Origin of the sequence: Photobacterium damselae subsp. damselae (genome assembly GCF_038086725.1) — a bacterium.
GTDB lineage: Bacteria > Pseudomonadota > Gammaproteobacteria > Enterobacterales > Vibrionaceae > Photobacterium > Photobacterium damselae.
Window position 1 is genome coordinate 1538778 of sequence record NZ_CP146970.1, and the last position, 18521, is coordinate 1557298.

Below are 18521 nucleotides of genomic sequence, written 5' to 3' on the forward strand. Positions count from 1 at the left end.
GTGAATTTCTCAAAAATAACAATTCAGAAAAACAAATAAAGGTGCAGTTGATTAAAACCGCACCTTTTTCGTTAGTTGAAGATAAAGCTATTTATGATTGCGATTATTATTTTTGAGCTTGCTCAATCGCTACTGCAACCGCAACAGTAGCACCAACCATTGGGTTGTTACCCATGCCGATAAGTCCCATCATCTCTACGTGAGCAGGAACAGAAGATGAACCAGCAAATTGAGCATCTGAGTGCATACGACCCATAGTATCAGTCATACCGTAAGAGGCTGGACCTGCTGCTACGTTATCTGGGTGAAGAGTACGACCTGTACCGCCACCAGATGCTACAGAGAAGTAACCAAGACCAGATTCAAGACGTTCTTTTTTGTAAGTACCTGCAACAGGGTGTTGGAAACGTGTTGGGTTAGTTGAGTTACCTGTAATTGAGATATCAACATTTTCACGATGCATAATTGCAACACCTTCACGAACATCATCTGCACCATAGCAGTTGATGTCACCACGTTGGCCTTTAGAGAAACGACGCTCATTAACAATCTCTAGTTCACCAGTAGAGTAGTTAAACTGAGTTTGAACGTAGTTAAAGCCGTTAATACGAGCAATTAGGTATGCCGCATCTTTACCCAAACCATTTAAGATTACGCGTAGTGGGTTTTTACGTACTTTGTTTGCGTTTAGTGCAATTTTGATCGCACCTTCTGCTGCTGCGTAAGACTCGTGACCAGCTAGGAAGCAGAAGCACTGAGTTTCATCACTAAGTAGACGAGCACCTAAACGACCATGGCCTAAACCTACTTGACGTTGATCGGCTACAGAACCTGGAATACAGAATGCTTGTAGACCTTGGCCTAGGTATTCTGCGGCTTCAGCTGCGTTTTTTGCGCCTTCTTTAAGAGCAATTGCAGCACCTAGTACATAAGCCCATGATGCGTTTTCAAAGGCGATAGGTTGCGTTTCTTTTACGATATCGTAGGCACGAACACCCTTGTCTTCAACGAACTGACGTGCTTCTTCTAGTGATGCGAAACCGTATTTTTCTAGAACTGGAGTGATTTGGTTGATACGACGATCAAAGCTTTCGAACAATGCAGCCATGATAAAATCCTCAATAAATTTAGCAAATTAGGTTGTAATTAAATATATGGTTAACAGCTTGGCTGATTATTCGTGACGTGGATCGATAGTACGAACCGCTTCATCGAAACGACCATATTGACCAGTTGCTTGCTCCATTGCTTCATTAGCTGGAACGCCTTTACTGATAGATTCCATCATCTTACCTAGGTTAACAAAGCGGTAACCGATGATTTCTTCATTTTCATCTAACGCGACTTTAGTTACATAACCTTCGGCCATTTCCATATAACGAGGACCTTTTGCACGAGTACCGTAATGAGTACCTACTTGGCTACGTAAGCCTTTACCAAGATCTTCAAGACCAGCACCAATTGGTAGACCATCTAAAGAGAAGGCAGTTTGAGTACGACCATAAACAAACTGTAGGAAAATTTCGCGCATTGCTACGTTGATAGCATCACAAACAAGGTCGGTGTTTAGCGCTTCTAGAATGGTTTTGCCTGTAATTAATTCAGAAGCCATTGCTGCAGAGTGTGTCATACCTGAACAGCCAATAGTTTCAATCAATGCTTCTTCAATGATGCCATTTTTAACGTTAAGCGTTAGTTTTGCTGCACCTTGTTGTGGCGCACATGTGCCAACACCGTGGCTTAAACCTGAAATCGCAATAACATCTTTTGGGTTTACCCAGCGGCCTTCTACAGGAATCGGAGCTGATTCGTGTTGTGGACCACGAGATAGGGGACACATGTTTTGAACTTCTGCTGAATATTGCATTGCTTTGCCTCACTGTGACAATTTTAATTCTTAAAACTCAAAGAAAACTGAAATAAAACAGAGTAAGGAATCACTTTGAGTCTTAGATTTTTAATTTATTTGTCGAAAACATTGAGGGGGCGGAGAGCATGGATAGATCTATTCCAACAACATCAATCTATACAGAGTAGTAATACGTTATTTCTTACGCTATTTACTCAATATAGATCTATCCGCGACCCATCAAAGTCGACTGTTGTTAGACGTCATCATCCTTAGAGAAAAAGATCAGAAAGGCGGTTAAAGGAGGAACATCATCTCCCGTTAAGATCAATATTATCTTAACCAGCATTAATTTGCTTCTGGAATAACTATACACTTTTTAGGGATTTATGAACCCTGATATTTTTTTAATTAAAGATTGCAAATATGGTTTTTACTCCGCCTATAAACATGTATAAAATATATAACTTATAAAGTAAGAAGAAAAAGACAATAACAACGTAGAAGGAAAGCTAATGAGCAAATTACACCGCACATGGATAACATTGAGCTTCTGGTTGCTTGCGGCCCATGCACTTCGATTTGGTTATGTTGGCGCTTGCATTGTTTTAGCCTTATTACCCGGTTTACTTCTGTTATCACAAACGGTTATCACCAAAATATTGCAGATCGGTTTATTTGCAGGAGCCTTCTTCTGGATTTATACCACCTATGGCATGTTAAATATGCGTCTTGCGATGGGAGGCGATTGGGAGCGAATGTTCGCTATTATGTCTGGGGTAATTGTGTTTACGTTATATTCAGCTTGTATTTGCGATGAAACCAGTAGTTCTCATAAACCCATAAAATAAATAAGGTTGAAAGTGTTATAATATAACATTAGTATTCATGGCTAAAAGGTAAGACCAAAAACTAACGCTGTTTTAGTTAAGTGATTTTCGTTATTATCTTGTCATAAATCAGTTTGCATTGCGGTTGATATCTATGCCATCTCGAATGCGAGATAAGCCAAACTGCGCAAACACGAATAAACCCTGTGGTTATGCTTAATAATCACCTAGAAGTACTCAGGTATACAATGGTAACAGTAAGAGCACGAGTGCCTTTTAAAGTAGGCCTTCAAAGTAATATCCCAGCCGATCTGCTTTCTTTTCATGGATTAGAGTCAGGGAAAGAGCACGTTGCTATTATTTTTCGAGATGCAGATAAGCAATCTCAACCACCGTTAGTGCGTATGCATTCTGAGTGTTTAACTGGCGATGTTTTCCATTCATCTCGTTGTGACTGTGGTGAGCAGCTTGATGAAACCATTACTAAGATGGGTGAGCTAGGTGGCGTATTATTGTATTTACGCCAAGAGGGTCGCGGTATTGGCCTTTATAATAAGATTGATGCTTATAAGCTACAAAGCGAAGGCATGAATACTTATGAAGCGAACAACCATTTAGGTTTCCCAGATGATCTACGTGATTTCTCTGAAGCGGCGCAAATGTTAAAGGCATTAGGTTTAGAAGAAATTCGCTTAATTACCAATAACCCGAAGAAAATTCGTGAGTTAGAAGAAAACGGTATTAAGATCGCGGAAGTTGTTGGTACTAAAGCACATATTAAAGATGGTAACGAAAATTACCTTAAAGCTAAGGTGAGTCACGGTCATCATCGATTAGATGTAAAATAAACCGTAAATTATCTTATACAAAACACGATTTATAAGCCTCAGCAGAAATGTTGGGGCTTTTGTTTATCTATTGTTTTTAAAGCGTTTTATTTTGATTCTACCGCATCGTTTTTCAGATTAGTTTATCTAATGGTCTGCATAACAAAGAATCTTGATTGATAAGCTTGCCAGTACCTCAAAACAACATTACTATCTCGCTCTAAATTAGAGCATGAAGCTAAATATAAACAACCTTTTGGGTTATATCCCTTATTAGATTTATTACTCTAGTATTTTATTCTGTTATTGGTCGGTAATTCGCAAAAATTTACCCATTTTCGACATATTATTCTGTTTTGAGGGCGCAGGTTGTGATTCAGCAATCTTCTTCAGTAAAAATGGCTCGTTTGCTATTTCTTTTAATTATTCTTGTTGCAGTTGGGCAGATGACCCAAACCATGTATGTGCCTGCAATACCTGAAATGGCAGCAGCATTCGCGACTAAGTCGGCATACTTACAAGCGGTGATGGCAGCGTATTTGATCCCATATGGATTATCGCAATTTATTTACGGGCCTATTTCAGACAAAATTGGCCGTCGACCTGTAACGATTGCAGGTATGAGTATCTTCTTAGCTGGTACGGTTCTTGCGCTATTTTCTTCAAGCTTTGAGCTGTTTTTAGCGGCGAGTTTTATTCAGGGTTGTGGTACAGGTTGTAGTGGTGCGATGTCTCGAACCGTAACTCGTGACTGCTATGAAGGCGCAGAACTGCACAAAGCGAACAGTTTAATCAGTATGGGGGTAATTTTCTCTCCATTGATTGCCCCTGTTCTTGGTGGATACCTATCTACGCATATGGGTTGGAAAGCAAGCTACGGTTTTCTTTTGATCTTCGGTGCATTTGTCACAATTGCGATGATGGCTTGGTTTAGTGAAACTCTGCCTGTTGAGAAACGCCGTACTGACAGTGCAATGGCAAGTTATCGTTACGTTTTAAGTAACCGTCAATTCCAAGGCTATGTGTTATGCTTAATCGCTACCTTTGCTGGTATCGCAGCATTTGAAGCTGCGGCAGGTGTATTATTGGGTAGTGTATTAAAACTGGATCCAACAACCGTAAGCTGGTTATTTATCGTGCCATTACCAGGTTATTTGATGGGAGCATGGTGCTCATCAATGCTGGTGGGACGTATTGGCAACCGACGTGTACTGTATATTGGTATGGCAGCATTGGCATTAGGAGCCGTGACCATTTTGATCCCAGGTATTGAAGGTTTGGTGACTGTAACTTCTCTAATTGGTGGTGCTTTCATTTACTTCTTTGGTGCAGGTATTCTATTTCCATCTGCGACCACAGCAGCAATTGAGCCTTTCCCAAATCATGCAGGTACAGCAGGTGCCGTACTTGGTGGATTACAAAACCTAGGGGCAGGTATTGCGACACTGGCAGCATCATTTATGCGTGCTAGCGATCAATTTAGCTTAGGTTCTGTGCTATCGGTTATGGCGATTATTGTGATTGTGAGCCTATTCTTGGTTCGCCGCAGTCAGCACCATTCTCCAGTTATGGCATCTTAATGGTTATGACTAGTTAGCAATAAACACGCTAATAAATACAATAAAAAAACGGCGCAGAGGTTAATTTAACTTCTGCGCCGTTTTTGTAATCGTAACTTTATTTATAACCAAATAATGGTTAGTCGCGTTTCCACAGAATGTGACAGAACTTGTTATCTTCTTCACGACAAATCAGCATACGTGCGAATACATCGTCAAGCTCATCTGTTTCTTCGTTAACAAGACCGATGCGAACTTCAGCGTAACGCTCTTTATCAACATCAAAGCCGACATGTTCAGCCCAATCATCTTTGGTTTCAACCAGTTCAGCTGCGCCGCGATCATCGAACTGCATAGTAAATAGAAGTACATCTGCAGGTTCTAAGTTATCTTGTGCCATTTCAAGAAAAATGTCATAAGCCGCATCAATCACATCATCGTATGAGATTAGGTTTGAGTTATCCATATATCGAGGTTCTCTGTTTCGGAAATACCGACGGGTTTATAGTGAGATTATATACTTAAGTCAGTTCAAGATGCTAGGTTAAGCAAGCATGATTGGAAGTGATGAGGTGATTCAAGAAAGCAGAAGAGGGGATGTGTATAAAGAGCTATATCAGGGAGAGTAGCTAAAGGCTTGCATGATCTACAAGCCTTTATCAGAGCAAACTGAATTAGTCTGCACGGCACATAAATTTACGCTCAGAAGTGTTGATACGTACTTTATCACCTGTTGCAATGTACTCAGGAACCTGAACGGTTAAGCCTGTTGCAAAACGAGCTGGTTTAGTACGAGCAGATGCTGATGCACCTTTGATTGACGGATCAGTTTCTTCAATCACCATTTCAACCGAAGCAGGTAGCTCTAGGCCGATTGGTTTTTCATTAGCAACAAGAACTAGAAGACCTTGAATATTTTCAGTGATGTAAAGTAGTTCATCTTCGATATCTTCTTTATTGAACGTGTACTGAGTAAAGTCTTCGTTATCCATGAAGATGTACTCATCACCGTCAACGTATGAGAAGCTAGATTGATGACGAGAAAGATCAACGGTTTCAAGGATATCATCGCCTTTGAAACGTTCTTCTACTTTCAGGCCAGTTGCAACATCAGTAAAACGCATACGGTATAGAGTCGATGCGCCACGTGCACTTGGGCTCTGAACGTCAATATCTTTAACTAGAAGTAGCTTACCGTTTAGTTCAACAGCAGCGCCTTTTTTGATTTCATTAGCTCTAGGCATTGTAAAAGCTCTTGTTAAAAATTAAAGGAACGATTCCGCGATGGCTAATAAATCGAGATTGGTAACAACGCTCTGGATTAGTCGCCGTGGAAAAAGGTTATATACCATGATTGAAGAATACCACCAAGTATTAATCCTAAATCATCATGGAATTGTTTGATTTTGTATAATAAATCCTAGTTATAAGGGGATAAACCGATTACCAAGATGGTTTTTTAATGCGTGGTAGTAATCATCAAAAGTCATGGGTTTGGCATAATAATAGCCTTGGCAAGCTTCTATCCCAATTTTTTTCGCATACTGGGCTTGCTCTTTTGTTTCCACACCTTCTGCAACCAAACTGCAATGAAGTTTATGACCCATTTGGGCGATATTATCTAAAATAGACAATGAAATCGCATCATTACTCGAAAGATTAATAAAAGTTCGATCGATTTTTAATATGTCAAAACTGAGTTGTTGCAGTGTCGCTAGCCCTGAATAACCGGTACCAAAATCATCAAGAGCCCATTTCACGCCATAAGAGCGAAGTAAATCCATTCCTTGTTTTAGCTTTAGCAACTTGACTGGACTAAACGGTTCACGCTCGGTTAATTCAATGACTAAGCCGTGTTGTAAACTTGGATTCATTTTTAGGATCTGAACCAACTTATCAACATATTGCGTATTTGCTATCATGGATGGCGTCATATTAATTGAGAAATAACTATGAGGGACCAATTGTTCAATATAGGTTTTTTGTAAAGCAATCTGTTTGATTAAATGTAACGTCATTTGGTGAATTAATTCAGATCTTTCTGCGATATGAATAAATTGATCTGGCGGAATAAGACCTGTTTTCGGATGATTCCAACGTACTAACAGCTCAGCTCCACACCATCGGTTATTTTTCGCTGAAATAATCGGTTGGTAATAGCCAATAAACTCATGGTTATCAATACCGCGTTGGATCTCTGCCGAAAGAGATTGACGACGATGGTAATAGCTATGAGCTAATACTAGGCATAAAGAGCTAAAAATTGTTAGGAGAATAATGGTGTAGGGTAAGTTGTATTTGAAGTAGCACCAATAAATCTCGTCATCAAAACTGGCTGTAAAATGTAAATTGTAGTTCTCTGAATAACGATGATATGTGTGTTGATATTGCTTCTCATGCGGCCCTGTACATACAATGGTTTGTCCTAAACTGTTAACACAGGCATGAATATGTTTATCTAAAAGGTGTTGTTCGAGCCAAAACTTTAAAAAAGCATCATTAATTAAAAAACGATACCAAGTGTGTTTTGCTACTGGCAACATAATATAAAGACCATCAATATCGTATCGAAGGCTTTTTCCTCTATAGATGATATAACCATTATTATCTTTATATTTATTTAACTGTTCGATATTAATAGTTTGCGCTGGCTCCTGCATTCCTCGATCACTGCATATAAATTGATTCTTATTTATATAAGTGATCTCTTGAATCGACATCGATTTCAATACAGTACTTTCTAAATGATTAATAAACGTTTTGGAGCACGCAGGGGACGTAGAATGAAGAAATTTAATTTCATTGGTCATTCTATTTAAGTATTGCGTTGTTGCAGCATCAATAGTGGATAGCATGTCTTCTGTTTGATGGTTTACTTGAAAGCGTATCCAAATAAGATTCACAGCTAACCCAACTATTACTGAGCAAATAAACAGCAATATTGTTTTGCTTTTACTCATGTTCCTAGCCTAATGAGTTTTTATTATTAAATATATTCCCTGCAATCATATAGTATATGCGCTAGATTTTCATTTTGAATTATCGTCAAATTAACGTCATTAATGAATATATTGCAATCAATAGGTGTGTTTGCTGAAAAAACAACCATCAAGATAACGCATTATGGGTTAGAATTGAGGTGTATAAAAATACAGTAGAGGTTCGTTTGCAAGTACATCAGACAGGGTTCGTTCTCACTCGACAAGGACGAGATAGTCATGATCAGACTGATATTACATTATGGGTGAATACAGCTCAGGGACCTTGTCGTCTGAACATTAAAGGTGAATCTCCCATTTGTTTTATTGCAACAGAGAATGAGCAAACGGCAACTCAATTACTACGCCAACACAATGAGTTAGTCTCTTGGCGTCAGTTAGAATTGAAAACTTTCAATCATACTTCAGTCTCTGTGTGCTATTGCAAAACAATCAAGCAATTATCAAGGGTCATAGAGCTACTTAATCGTAATGATATTATTACCTATGAAGATGATATTCGTTTAGCTGATCGTTATTTAATGGAACGCTTTATTCGTGGTGGTTTGCACTTTACGGGAACAGCAAAGCAGCGAAAAGGTTTCATCGACTATTACGATGTAAAAACGAAATCGGCTGATTTTCAACCCGATCTTAATCTTGTCTCGCTTGATATAGAATGTTCCGAAAAAGGCGTTCTCTACTCGGTTGGCCTACATAGCAAAGTAGATAGCCGAGTGATTATGGTGGGTGAGCCTCAGCCACTAATTGATCAGACAACCCCTATTTATTGGGTACGTGATGAGTCCCAACTTTTGATGGCTTTGGTTGATTGGTTCCATGAATTTGATCCTGATATTGTGATTGGCTGGAATGTTATCGACTTTGATTTTCGTTTGCTGCTTCAAAGAGCTGAATGGAATAAAGTGCCGTTTAAAATTGGTCGAGGCCAGCAAAATGCCCATTACCGACAGTCTAATCAAAATAGAAATCAGGGTTTTCTAACGATTCCCGGTCGTGTGGTTCTCGATGGTATCGATACATTAAAAACGGCGACTTATAATTTCCGCTCGTGGTCTCTTGAGGCTGTCTCCCAAGAACTATTAGGAGAAGGGAAACAAATTCATAATGTTCATGATCGAATGGCAGAAATTAATGAGATGTTTCGTCATAATAAGCAAGCGTTAGCCAAATATAATTTACAAGATTGCAAATTGGTTACCCGTATATTTGAACAGACACATTTGCTTGATTTTGCTATTGAACGCAGCCGTTTAACCGGAGTTGAGCTTGATCGGGTAGGCGGTTCTGTGGCCGCTTTTACCAACCTCTATCTTCCTCAATTGCATCGCGCTGGTTATATCGCCCCTAATCTTGCTACTGATAATTGGATTGCAAGTCCTGGTGGCTATGTAATGGACTCAAAACCTGGCTTATATGATTCAGTATTAGTGCTGGACTTTAAGTCGCTATATCCTTCTATTATTCGTTCTTTTCGTATTGACCCAATGGGGTTAGTTGAAGGTCTACTATTAGTAGAAGGAAAAGAACATGATCGCGCAATTGCCGGTTTCCGTGGTGGGCGCTTTCATCGTGAAAAACACTTTTTACCAAAGATGATTGAAGAGCTTTGGTCGGCACGAGATCAAGCTAAACGAGAGGGCGAAAAAGCGTTTTCTCAAGCGATTAAAATCATTATGAACTCATTTTATGGCGTATTAGGCTCATCGGGGTGCCGTTTTTTTGATCATAGACTCGCTTCATCGATCACTATGCGTGGGCATGAGATCATGAAGAAGACTCGTGAGTTAATCGAATTAAAAGGCTATGAAGTGATTTATGGCGATACTGACTCAACATTTGTATCATTAACTCAAGCTCACTCCCAACAAGATGCGGATAAAATAGGCCATGAGCTGGTGGCTTACATTAACCAGTGGTGGACTGAACATCTGCTCAATGACTATGGGCTGGTCTCAGCATTAGAAATTGAGTACGAAACGCACTACCATAAATTTTTAATGCCTACGATTCGAGGGCAAGAGACGGGTAGTAAAAAACGTTATGCTGGCCTTGTATGGCGCGGTAATAACGAAGAAATGATTTTTAAAGGGCTTGAAACCGTTCGCACAGATTGGACTCCATTGGCTCAAGAGTTCCAGCAAACCTTATATAAAATGATTTTTCACGATCAAAACCCTGACGAGTATATTCGCGATTATACTCAGCGAACCTCTTTGGGGGAATTTGATGATTTACTTATTTATCGCAAACGCCTACGCCGTAATCTGGATGAATATCAAAAGAATATTCCACCCCAAGTAAAGGCAGCTCGAATGGCGGATGAGATAAATCGAAGGTTAGGCCGACCTCTGCAATACCAAAATAAAGGTATTATTGAGTATGTGATTACATTAGCTGGGGCAGAAGCCAGTGAATATCGCCAAAATCCTATCGATTATCAGCACTATATTGATAAGCAGTTAAAGCCTGTTGCAGATGCTATCTTGCCATTTATTGGTAAACAATTTGATGATATTACAGCGGCACAATTGGGGTTATTTTAGCAATTTCGTAGGTGCTTTTTGTGATTTTTGCTCACTTGGCTTAGACTTTAGTTCATATTTATTATTATCTATGAACTAAACATGAAAAATATTTTTAACACCTTTCGTCACATGGGTCTTATCGCAATCATATGCTCTACATTAGGTTCTTTGTTGCTTTTTGTTGTTGGAGCAATGAAAACTTATACGGCTTTTGCCATCGTATTTCTGGGTAAACTACCTGAAGAAAGTATGGCTCACCTTGATACTGCAGAACTGGCTACAACATATTTAATTAAATCCCTTGATACATTTTTAATTGCTTTTGTGTTGTTTATCTTTGCTCATGGCGTCTTCACCCTATTTATTCTTGATAAAGATGAGAAAGAGCTTAAAGGGAAGATAAAAGTTCTTAGATGGATCAATACACCTAATATTGGTCACCTTAAGAATATTCTTGCAGAAGTGATTGTCATTATTCTGTTCGTTAAGTTTTTGGAATTAGTGTTAGTTAATATTAATAACTTAACTTGGGAGATTCTTATTTTACCCATATCCATTGTTTTACTTAGTGCTGGCTTGAAATTATTAGGATTAGGGGATCATGAATAATAAAAAAGGGCTTCATCACGAAGCCCTTTTATGAGGATGGCTTAGTATTACTCTTCGTCGAAGAATTCTAGATCGACAACGGCTGATCGACTGGCGTGAATAGGATCAAATTTGATCGCGCCTCGATTAGGAGTACAGATTTTAAAGACGTCACCACAATCAAAAATTGCGAGAACTTTCTCTTCAGCACGGAAGACCTCAGGCAATTTTTCACCAACGATACATTGGCATTTTTCACCTTCGTGATTCCATACGATTTTATGAATACGTTTTGCCTGTGATGGGGCAGAGACATGTTGAGCAATTGATGAGAATACGGCCTCTGCCTGTTCAGTGCTTGTTGCCGATGGTACAAAAAAATCCATGGTTCCCTCCTTGATGTACTCTACCATTTACGAAATATTCTGTAGAGTACGAATTAAAACATATCTGCTATCAGCCTTGATAACTTTCCAAACTCTAGCAGAACTTTATATAGTTTAGCAAGAATATTGCATAAATTATCTTAAAGTGAGCTAATATTGAAATTGGTTTAATTAATCTGTATTTTTTGTTTATGTTTTGTTGTTGATTTGATGCGATATTTTGCTCTGAAATGTGCGGTTTGATTTAGTGATCAAACTAATTTCTCTCTGTTTAGGAGTTGCGATGGAGCAGTTAGATTTCTTTACCGTTCCGAGCCCATGTGTAGGGAGATGTGAATCTAATAATAGGGGATATTGTAAGGGGTGTTATCGAAGTCGAGATGAGCGCTATCAATGGTTGTCATTAACCAATGATCAAAAGCGGCAAGTCATTAAACTGTGTCGGCAAAGATATTTACGAATAATAAGGCAAGCAAAGAGAGTCAAACAGGAGAAGGAGGGGGTGAATGACCGCGAATCTCAGCCAATTCAAAAGACATTATTTGATTAGATACTAAAAAAGCGCCTCGAAAGACGCTTTTTTCTACAAGCTTTTTAAACGCAATAATTAAACGCGTTTGAAGTCCATGTGGTTAACTTTTGGCTTGTATGGGTGACGTTGAATGTCTTGTGGCTTAACCTGAACTTCTTTACCGTCGATCACTAGAGTGATTACTTCGTAAAATGCAGGCTTGTCCATTTGGTTGATCACTGAATCGTGGTCTAGTACGATTGCAACTGGAGCTTCTTCACCACCGTAAACGATAGCTGGGAATTGGTTTGCGTGACGTAGACGGCGGCTCGCACCTTTACCTAGGTCAGTACGTACTACTGCTTCAAATTTCATAATATTTACTCTACATTGAGATTAAAAAATGCATCGGACAATGCGACCTTGTCCAACACTGTAAATCGAGCGCAGATACTATCAGTGAAGAACCGCTCTAGCAAGTACCTTACCGTAAAAAATCCTTTCTAATAAATCAATTGCTGTAAATCTATCCGCTATAAACACTATTTACCTTATTAATTATTCTGATTTTACAGTACTTAGTGAAAACACGATCTAGATCACAATGATAATGATAGTAATTATCATTTATATTTGTATATAATCCGTGCCTGTTTTGCAGCAACCATAATGAAAACACTAAGCAGGGATTATGAATATTAAGTTATCTTTTATTGCCAGTTCTGTTCTTTTGGCCGTTTCAACCCCATCTTTGGCTAATTCAAATAATGAAGCCTCTATTTTTGATGAAGTGGTCGTATCAGGAACTCGTTCGGAACAAAGTGTTAAAAATATACCGTCGACTGTATCGAAAGTGACAGCAGAGCAGATGGAGAAAAACTTAGCGACTGATGTTAAACAAGCACTAAAATACGAGCCAGGTGTAACAGTTAATGGTCGTGGACGTTTTGGTATGCAAGACTTTACGATTCGGGGGATGAGCGGCAATCGAGTAAAAATGCTGATTGACGGGGTAGAACAACCTGTTTCGTACAATCCTGGCGCTGATGTTATGCGCAAAAACTCTAATACCATCGAAGTTGATACATTAACTGCAATTGAAATTAATAAAGGTCCATCTTCTAGCTTATATGGTAGTGATGCACTTGGTGGTACTGTTTTTCTTCGCACTAAAAATCCAGAAGATATGCTAGGTGCTGGTGATGATTCGCATGTAGGCGTCACTTCTGGTTATTCTAGTGCTGATGAACAATATAAATTAGGTTTTGAGGTGGCTAATCGTACTGGCGATCTTGAAAGTATGTTGATTTATACTTACCGCAATGGCCATGAAACAGATACCTACTATAAAGACTCAAATGAAATTGGGGATGCAAGAAAAGCTGCTAACCCATTTGATATTGCCTCTCATAATGTTTTAGCGAAGATTTTCTATCAAATTAACGATGCAAACCGAGTTGGATTTACCGCAGAATATTATACGCGATCTGCCGATGGTCGTATTTTATCCAGTGATGGTAAGACGATCCCAATGCGACCGCCAATGCCACCTATTATGTACAGTAATAACCGAGCAGATGATCACGATCATCGTTTACGTTTGGGTCTTGAACATGAATGGTTAGCCGAGATATCTGCTTTTGATTCATTAGAATGGAAATTGAACTGGACTGAAAGTGAATCCAAACATAATAGCTACGATAAAACCAATTATTATGGCAATCGTAATCGTTACCGTGATGGCACTGACGATACCATTCAGCTCGATATTCAGATGAAAAAAGAGTTAGAGTTGGCTAATAATCGTCACGAGATCACCTATGGCGTGAGTGGTACTAATAATACGTTTGATATTACCTATACCGACTATAACCTAGATAAAGGAACGTCTAAGCCTGGGCCTGAAGAAGTACCTAAATCTAAATCTGAAAAACGTGCGGTCTTTGTTCAAGATCAGATGTTTATGTTAGATGAGAAGCTAGTTGTTACTGCGGGATTACGTTATGACGATTATCAAGCTAAGCCAGATTCTGACACATTAAAAGATCATAAGAGTGATGCATTTACTGGGCGTTTAGGGGCGGTTTACCACTTTACTGACAATTTCAGTACTTATGGTCAATTTACTCAAGGCTTTAGAGCACCAACCATTCATGAGTTGTACTACGATAAAGAGAATCTAGCTCACGGTTATAAAGTCATCTCGAATCCTAACTTAAAACCAGAGGAGAGTGATGCTGTTGAGTTAGGCTTACGTCTAAATGGACATTTAGGTTCAGTTGCGACATCTGTTTTCTATAATAATTATAAGAACTTCATTAAAGATGTAACGACTTATGATTCAAATAATATCCAGATCACAACGAATGAAAATGTCGATAAAGCTAAGATTTATGGTGCTGAGTTAAAAACCTCTATCTGGTTGGATGAAGCACTTAATGCTCCAATGGGGACGTATGCGAACTTCTCTGTCGCATATACTCGTGGTGAAGATAAGAAGACAGGACGTGAGTTAGATACTGTGGCACCATTAACTGCGGTATTAGGGCTAGGCTATGATTCACCTGATGAGATGTGGGGTGGTGTTGTTGATGTGACTATGGTTGCAACGAAAGACAAGTGGCAAGAAGAAGACCACTTTAATACCCCAGGCTATACGGTTGTGGATATGACGACGTATTACCGACCAAGTAAAGATTTAACGGTTCGTGCTGGCCTATTTAATGCCTTTGATAAGAAGTATTGGCAGTATCAAAATGTTGATGGTATTACCGTTGGTAAAGAGAATATTAATCGTAAAACGGAACCTGGTCGTAACTGGGGCGTGAATGTGAAGTACGATTTTTAATCTTAAAGCCGTTCAAGACATAAAAGTTGTCTAATACATAAATTAAATCCGCATAACATGATGTTTATGCGGATTTTTGTTTTTAGTTATTGTTTTGGTTGTAATTAGCTTTATTTTTGATACTGATCTATGTCGAATAATTTATCTCGAATAGCCCAAAAACGTCCTGATTTTCTAGCAATAATAATTTCAGGCGGGCGCAAGCGATGTTCGTTATTGGCAACTTTAGTCGGTGCGGTATCCAAAAATGGGCGATGACGATCAACCAGATGGGGATTAATGAATTTTTTTAGAAACTCTTGCTTTTGAGTTTTATTCGACAAGGTCCAAACTTCACTAATTTCACTGCCTTCGTCACTTTCGTAAATCACTTTAAGCTGCGGTTTTCCATATTGATTTTTTCCCGCTTCCAAACGCATATCATCTATTTTCATGATCATGGCATCTTTTAGCTTTAAGGCTTCTCGCAGCTTTTTGTCGGGATCAACCATAACGGCGTTACAAAGATGGCATCGACGAGCCGCAATATCATTATCTGCGCCGCATTCCTCACAGTATTTAGCACGGAAACGATAGCCACACTCTTCACGCTCTCCCGTTTCATCGTCTTCAAAGTATCCCTGACAACGTCTACCGTAGTGCTCAATTAAGAATCCTGCAGGATCAAGTTTGCCCCAGAAGCTATTGTTAAATCCACAAGCTGGGCAGGGAACCATAATAACTTCACTGTCTGAATTGGGTTTGGGGTCGCCAACTTCTGGTTGATACAGGTCATAACAGTTACCTGCGTATTCAAGAACCAAACAATCTTTTTTTCCTTCAGATAGACGTAAACCACGCCCTACGATTTGTTGATATAAACTGATTGATTCGGTAGGGCGCAGAATGGCAATTAAATCGACATGGGGGGCATCAAAGCCTGTTGTTAGTACTGATACGTTAACCAGATACTTTATTTTTTGATCTTTGAAATCGTTAATAATGCGATCGCGTTCTTCAATCGGTGTATCACCAACCACTAAAGCAGCATTTTCTGCGGCAAGATAGCCCATAATTTCTTGAGCGTGAGTCACGGTAGAGGCAAAGATCATCACTCCTTTTCGATCTTTGGCATAATTAATGACCTGTTCAATAATGATTGGGGTTGCTCGGGCAGATTTTTCAATCACATCATCTAAGTCTGCGGTCTGATAGTGTCCAGTCGCAGATGGTGTAATAGACGAAAAGTCATAGCCAATAACGGCCATATCCATCATTTTTGGTTCGGTTAAGAAACCTTCATCTAGCAGATAACGGATAGGCAGCTCAAAAATACAATCACGAAAGAAGCGCTCTTGTTCGGTCTTAACTTGGCCGCGGGTATGGTATTTATAAATCCAACCCATTCCCAATCGATATGGTGTGGCTGTTAACCCAAGGATCTTAATGTTTGGGTTTACCTCTTGGACATGTTTAATGACTTTGCGATAAGCGCTATTTTCATCGTCAGGTACACGGTGGCATTCATCTATAACTAGTAGAGAAAATTGCTCCGTAAACTTATTTAAACCGTTAGCCATGGATTGAACAGAAGCAAAAACCACTTGTTGATCGGTTTCTTTTCGCCCTAATCCTGCAGAAAAGATAGCAGCTTTAAGACCATAACTTTCGTATTTTGCATGGTTTTGTTCTACTAATTCTTTAACATGGGTAAGAACTAGTACTCGTCCTCTTGCAATACGAGCCAGTTCAGCAACAACTAAACTTTTACCCGCTCCAGTTGGTAGAACCAATACGGCAGGTGTGTTGTGTTTGCGAAAATAGTGGATTGTGGCATTAACGCTGTCTTGTTGATAGGGGCGAAGAGTGTACATGAGGATACGGCTTTTTAATATTACGACTGCGAGAGTGTATATATATCCAGTAGAACCCGCAATAGTCACACGATAAGAGATACTTGTACTCTCAAGATTGTGACAGTAATTGCATAAATTTATGCTATATCGCTTTAAGGTATGTAAGAGTTAGTTAAGGTATATACCCAAGTAACCTCAAGATGCGAGGTTCAGCGAGAATAATTTGGTTTACAGGCAAGGCAACGATTTGAAGATCTAGTGGATCTAAATTAAAAATCGTTAACGCAGTATGTGAAGCAAATTAACTCGCCCTTTGGGAGCGTGTCACAGACCCAATTTCATCGTCAAACAATTTGGAAATAGCGAGCTATTACACTGCATTGTTTGTCTTGAACTTGAATCAGTGACAACGCTCTGAATCCTGCATCTTGAAGTCACTTGGGTATAGCAAAGTTAATTAAGGAATTGAAATGATGAAAAAATGGCTTTTTTTAATGGTTGCGGCTTCGTCTGCTGCAATGCTGAGTGGTTGTGACACACAAAGTACATCACCAACAACAAAAGGGATTGATGACCAAGCACTCATTGGGACATGGCAATGTAAATATGCAGCACCTTATAACTCGATTGATCTGCAGGTGACATCAACCAACTCTTATAGCAAAGATGGAAATGCTAATATTGTCTATAAGTTGTCTTCTGTAAATAGCGAAGATCAGCCTTTAATGTTTATGGCTGCAGGTAAAGGTACTTGGAAAGTAACGGGGAAAACACTGACACTGGATATTCCTCAATACACGGTTTCAACAAACTCTAATTCACTTGCAGCAGAAGAGCAGCGTGCTAGTTTGCAAAAGCAATTTGATCAAGATGAAAAGTTTGAGTCCGAAATATTACGACTTAATGATAAAGAGTTGGTTTTTGTTGATACCGAAGGGGTTTCTTGTCAAAGAGTCTTAACTAAATAGAAGACTTTGGGTGAACATGAAAGCTCTAGCTGGGTTTGTGAGCTAGAGCTTTATGGTTTAACTGCTTGATTAGTTAGGTCTGACTAACTAGCGATCGTTAATGGCACTTCTTCTGTTTTTACATTTTTTGTCATCATGCAGAACTGACGACGAGGCATGAAGTCATGGCGTTCGTAAAAAGTGCGGGCACCACCATTACCAATATTGACTTCAAGTGATAGTGCATGGATATCGTTTTGCGCTGCATGTTGCTCAAGCATAGGAATTAACTGAGTACCAATACCTTGCTTGCGCCATTCAGGCTTGAGATAAAATTGATCGATAATTCCAATACGGCCACCATGTTCAATACTAAAGCTATAACTCATGATAATGTGGCCTGCTATGATTGATTGCCCATCTTGATTAATTTCAATTAACCATGCTTGGCCTAGATCGGGCTTCGATATAAGTTGATTGACGGCTTTAACAATTTGCTCAGCCTTCTGAGGCAAGGCTTCATAGGCAAAAAGTTCTTCGATAAGATTAATGAACATGTCTACAGAAGACATTGTCGGAGCAATAAGGGAAATGTTCATATGTTTACCTTCATGGTTAGGAATCACAGTCTGATGACTTTCCGAAAACGCCTATTCCCAAAAACACACTGAAATAATAGCTATTTATGCTTCAGCTTTTTGATGTGGTTTAAGAGTATAGTTTGTTTTATATCTTGGCATTATAAGCGCTTCCTATCTAATGATGACTATCAATATCCAAAATTGTTCAGCTTTTTGAGCTTAGTTCGACTTCT

17 protein-coding genes and 1 riboswitch are annotated in these 18521 nt (G+C 39.2%); of the genes, 8 read left to right on the forward strand and 9 right to left on the reverse strand.

Going from position 1 to position 18521, the window contains the following annotated elements; all coding sequences use genetic code 11:
- Positions 1 to 106 precede the first annotated feature (106 nt).
- Both WAX86_RS07025 and WAX86_RS07030 read right to left on the reverse strand, forming a co-directional pair.
- Positions 107 to 1108, reverse strand: coding sequence for a GGGtGRT protein (locus tag WAX86_RS07025; RefSeq protein WP_065172113.1), 1002 nt, complete (start codon positions 1106 to 1108; stop codon positions 107 to 109).
- 66 nt (positions 1109 to 1174) lie between these two features.
- Positions 1175 to 1867 (reverse strand): iron-sulfur cluster assembly scaffold protein, encoded by a 693-nt coding sequence (locus tag WAX86_RS07030; RefSeq protein ID WP_068969281.1) that lies wholly within the window; start codon positions 1865 to 1867, stop codon positions 1175 to 1177.
- Positions 1868 to 2099: 232 nt separating this feature from the next.
- Positions 2100 to 2177: riboswitch (Fluoride riboswitch) on the reverse strand.
- 187 nt (positions 2178 to 2364) lie between these two features.
- On the opposite strand from WAX86_RS07030, the gene WAX86_RS07035 reads away from it, so the two are divergent.
- The 3 genes from WAX86_RS07035 to emrD all read left to right on the forward strand — a co-directional run bounded on the left by WAX86_RS07035 (position 2365) and on the right by emrD (position 5086).
- Positions 2365 to 2700 carry a hypothetical protein gene (locus WAX86_RS07035; protein WP_341489338.1) on the forward strand — a complete coding sequence of 112 codons (336 nt, stop codon included), beginning with the start codon at positions 2365 to 2367 and terminating at the stop codon, positions 2698 to 2700.
- 227 nt (positions 2701 to 2927) lie between these two features.
- Positions 2928 to 3527, forward strand: a complete 600-nt coding sequence (gene ribA, locus WAX86_RS07040; RefSeq protein WP_036763961.1) for a GTP cyclohydrolase II — start codon at positions 2928 to 2930, stop codon at positions 3525 to 3527.
- A 377-nt stretch (positions 3528 to 3904) separates the two neighbouring features.
- Complete coding sequence (gene emrD / locus WAX86_RS07045; protein WP_065172189.1) at positions 3905 to 5086, forward strand: multidrug efflux MFS transporter EmrD; 1182 nt, start codon at positions 3905 to 3907, stop codon at positions 5084 to 5086.
- A 118-nt stretch (positions 5087 to 5204) separates the two neighbouring features.
- On the opposite strand, the gene WAX86_RS07050 is transcribed toward emrD, so the two are convergent.
- From WAX86_RS07050 to WAX86_RS07060, 3 genes are all read right to left on the reverse strand, one after another.
- Positions 5205 to 5531, reverse strand: a complete 327-nt coding sequence (locus WAX86_RS07050; protein WP_044175740.1) for an HI1450 family dsDNA-mimic protein — start codon at positions 5529 to 5531, stop codon at positions 5205 to 5207.
- Between the two features lie 208 nt (positions 5532 to 5739).
- A complete protein-coding gene (yeiP, locus tag WAX86_RS07055; RefSeq protein WP_341489339.1) occupies positions 5740 to 6309 on the reverse strand; it encodes an elongation factor P-like protein YeiP in 570 nt (189 codons plus the stop codon).
- 180 nt (positions 6310 to 6489) lie between these two features.
- On the reverse strand, positions 6490 to 8025 hold the full coding sequence (locus tag WAX86_RS07060) for an EAL domain-containing protein (RefSeq protein ID WP_239972778.1): 1536 nt from the start codon (positions 8023 to 8025) through the stop codon (positions 6490 to 6492).
- A gap of 206 nt (positions 8026 to 8231) precedes the next feature.
- On the opposite strand from WAX86_RS07060, the gene WAX86_RS07065 reads away from it, so the two are divergent.
- Both WAX86_RS07065 and WAX86_RS07070 read left to right on the forward strand, forming a co-directional pair.
- Positions 8232 to 10610, forward strand: a complete 2379-nt coding sequence (locus WAX86_RS07065; protein WP_237030068.1) for a DNA polymerase II — start codon at positions 8232 to 8234, stop codon at positions 10608 to 10610.
- A gap of 81 nt (positions 10611 to 10691) precedes the next feature.
- The gene (locus tag WAX86_RS07070) at positions 10692 to 11201 is read left to right on the forward strand and encodes a YqhA family protein (protein ID WP_239972779.1); all 510 of its coding nucleotides are present in this window, start codon (positions 10692 to 10694) and stop codon (positions 11199 to 11201) included.
- A gap of 47 nt (positions 11202 to 11248) precedes the next feature.
- Here WAX86_RS07070 and WAX86_RS07075 read toward each other — a convergent pair whose 3' ends face one another.
- Complete coding sequence (locus tag WAX86_RS07075; protein ID WP_065172109.1) at positions 11249 to 11566, reverse strand: hypothetical protein; 318 nt, start codon at positions 11564 to 11566, stop codon at positions 11249 to 11251.
- Positions 11567 to 11849: 283 nt separating this feature from the next.
- Here WAX86_RS07075 and WAX86_RS07080 point away from each other — a divergent pair, with 283 nt between their 5' ends.
- A complete protein-coding gene (locus WAX86_RS07080; protein WP_044175736.1) occupies positions 11850 to 12116 on the forward strand; it encodes a DUF1289 domain-containing protein in 267 nt (88 codons plus the stop codon).
- Positions 12117 to 12173: 57 nt separating this feature from the next.
- Here the strand turns inward: WAX86_RS07080 and rplY are convergent, their stop codons facing one another.
- Positions 12174 to 12452 carry a 50S ribosomal protein L25 gene (rplY, locus tag WAX86_RS07085; protein WP_065172108.1) on the reverse strand — a complete coding sequence of 93 codons (279 nt, stop codon included), beginning with the start codon at positions 12450 to 12452 and terminating at the stop codon, positions 12174 to 12176.
- Between the two features lie 316 nt (positions 12453 to 12768).
- Between rplY and WAX86_RS07090 the strand changes: the two genes are divergently transcribed.
- Positions 12769 to 14925 carry a TonB-dependent hemoglobin/transferrin/lactoferrin family receptor gene (locus WAX86_RS07090; RefSeq protein WP_341489340.1) on the forward strand — a complete coding sequence of 719 codons (2157 nt, stop codon included), beginning with the start codon at positions 12769 to 12771 and terminating at the stop codon, positions 14923 to 14925.
- A 110-nt stretch (positions 14926 to 15035) separates the two neighbouring features.
- Here WAX86_RS07090 and WAX86_RS07095 read toward each other — a convergent pair whose 3' ends face one another.
- On the reverse strand, positions 15036 to 16778 hold the full coding sequence (locus WAX86_RS07095) for a DEAD/DEAH box helicase (protein ID WP_341489341.1): 1743 nt from the start codon (positions 16776 to 16778) through the stop codon (positions 15036 to 15038).
- Positions 16779 to 17230: 452 nt separating this feature from the next.
- Between WAX86_RS07095 and WAX86_RS07100 the strand changes: the two genes are divergently transcribed.
- Positions 17231 to 17728, forward strand: a complete 498-nt coding sequence (locus WAX86_RS07100; protein ID WP_065172105.1) for a hypothetical protein — start codon at positions 17231 to 17233, stop codon at positions 17726 to 17728.
- A gap of 83 nt (positions 17729 to 17811) precedes the next feature.
- Here WAX86_RS07100 and WAX86_RS07105 read toward each other — a convergent pair whose 3' ends face one another.
- On the reverse strand, positions 17812 to 18306 hold the full coding sequence (locus tag WAX86_RS07105; protein WP_044175727.1) for an N-acetyltransferase: 495 nt from the start codon (positions 18304 to 18306) through the stop codon (positions 17812 to 17814).
- Positions 18307 to 18521 lie beyond the last annotated feature (215 nt).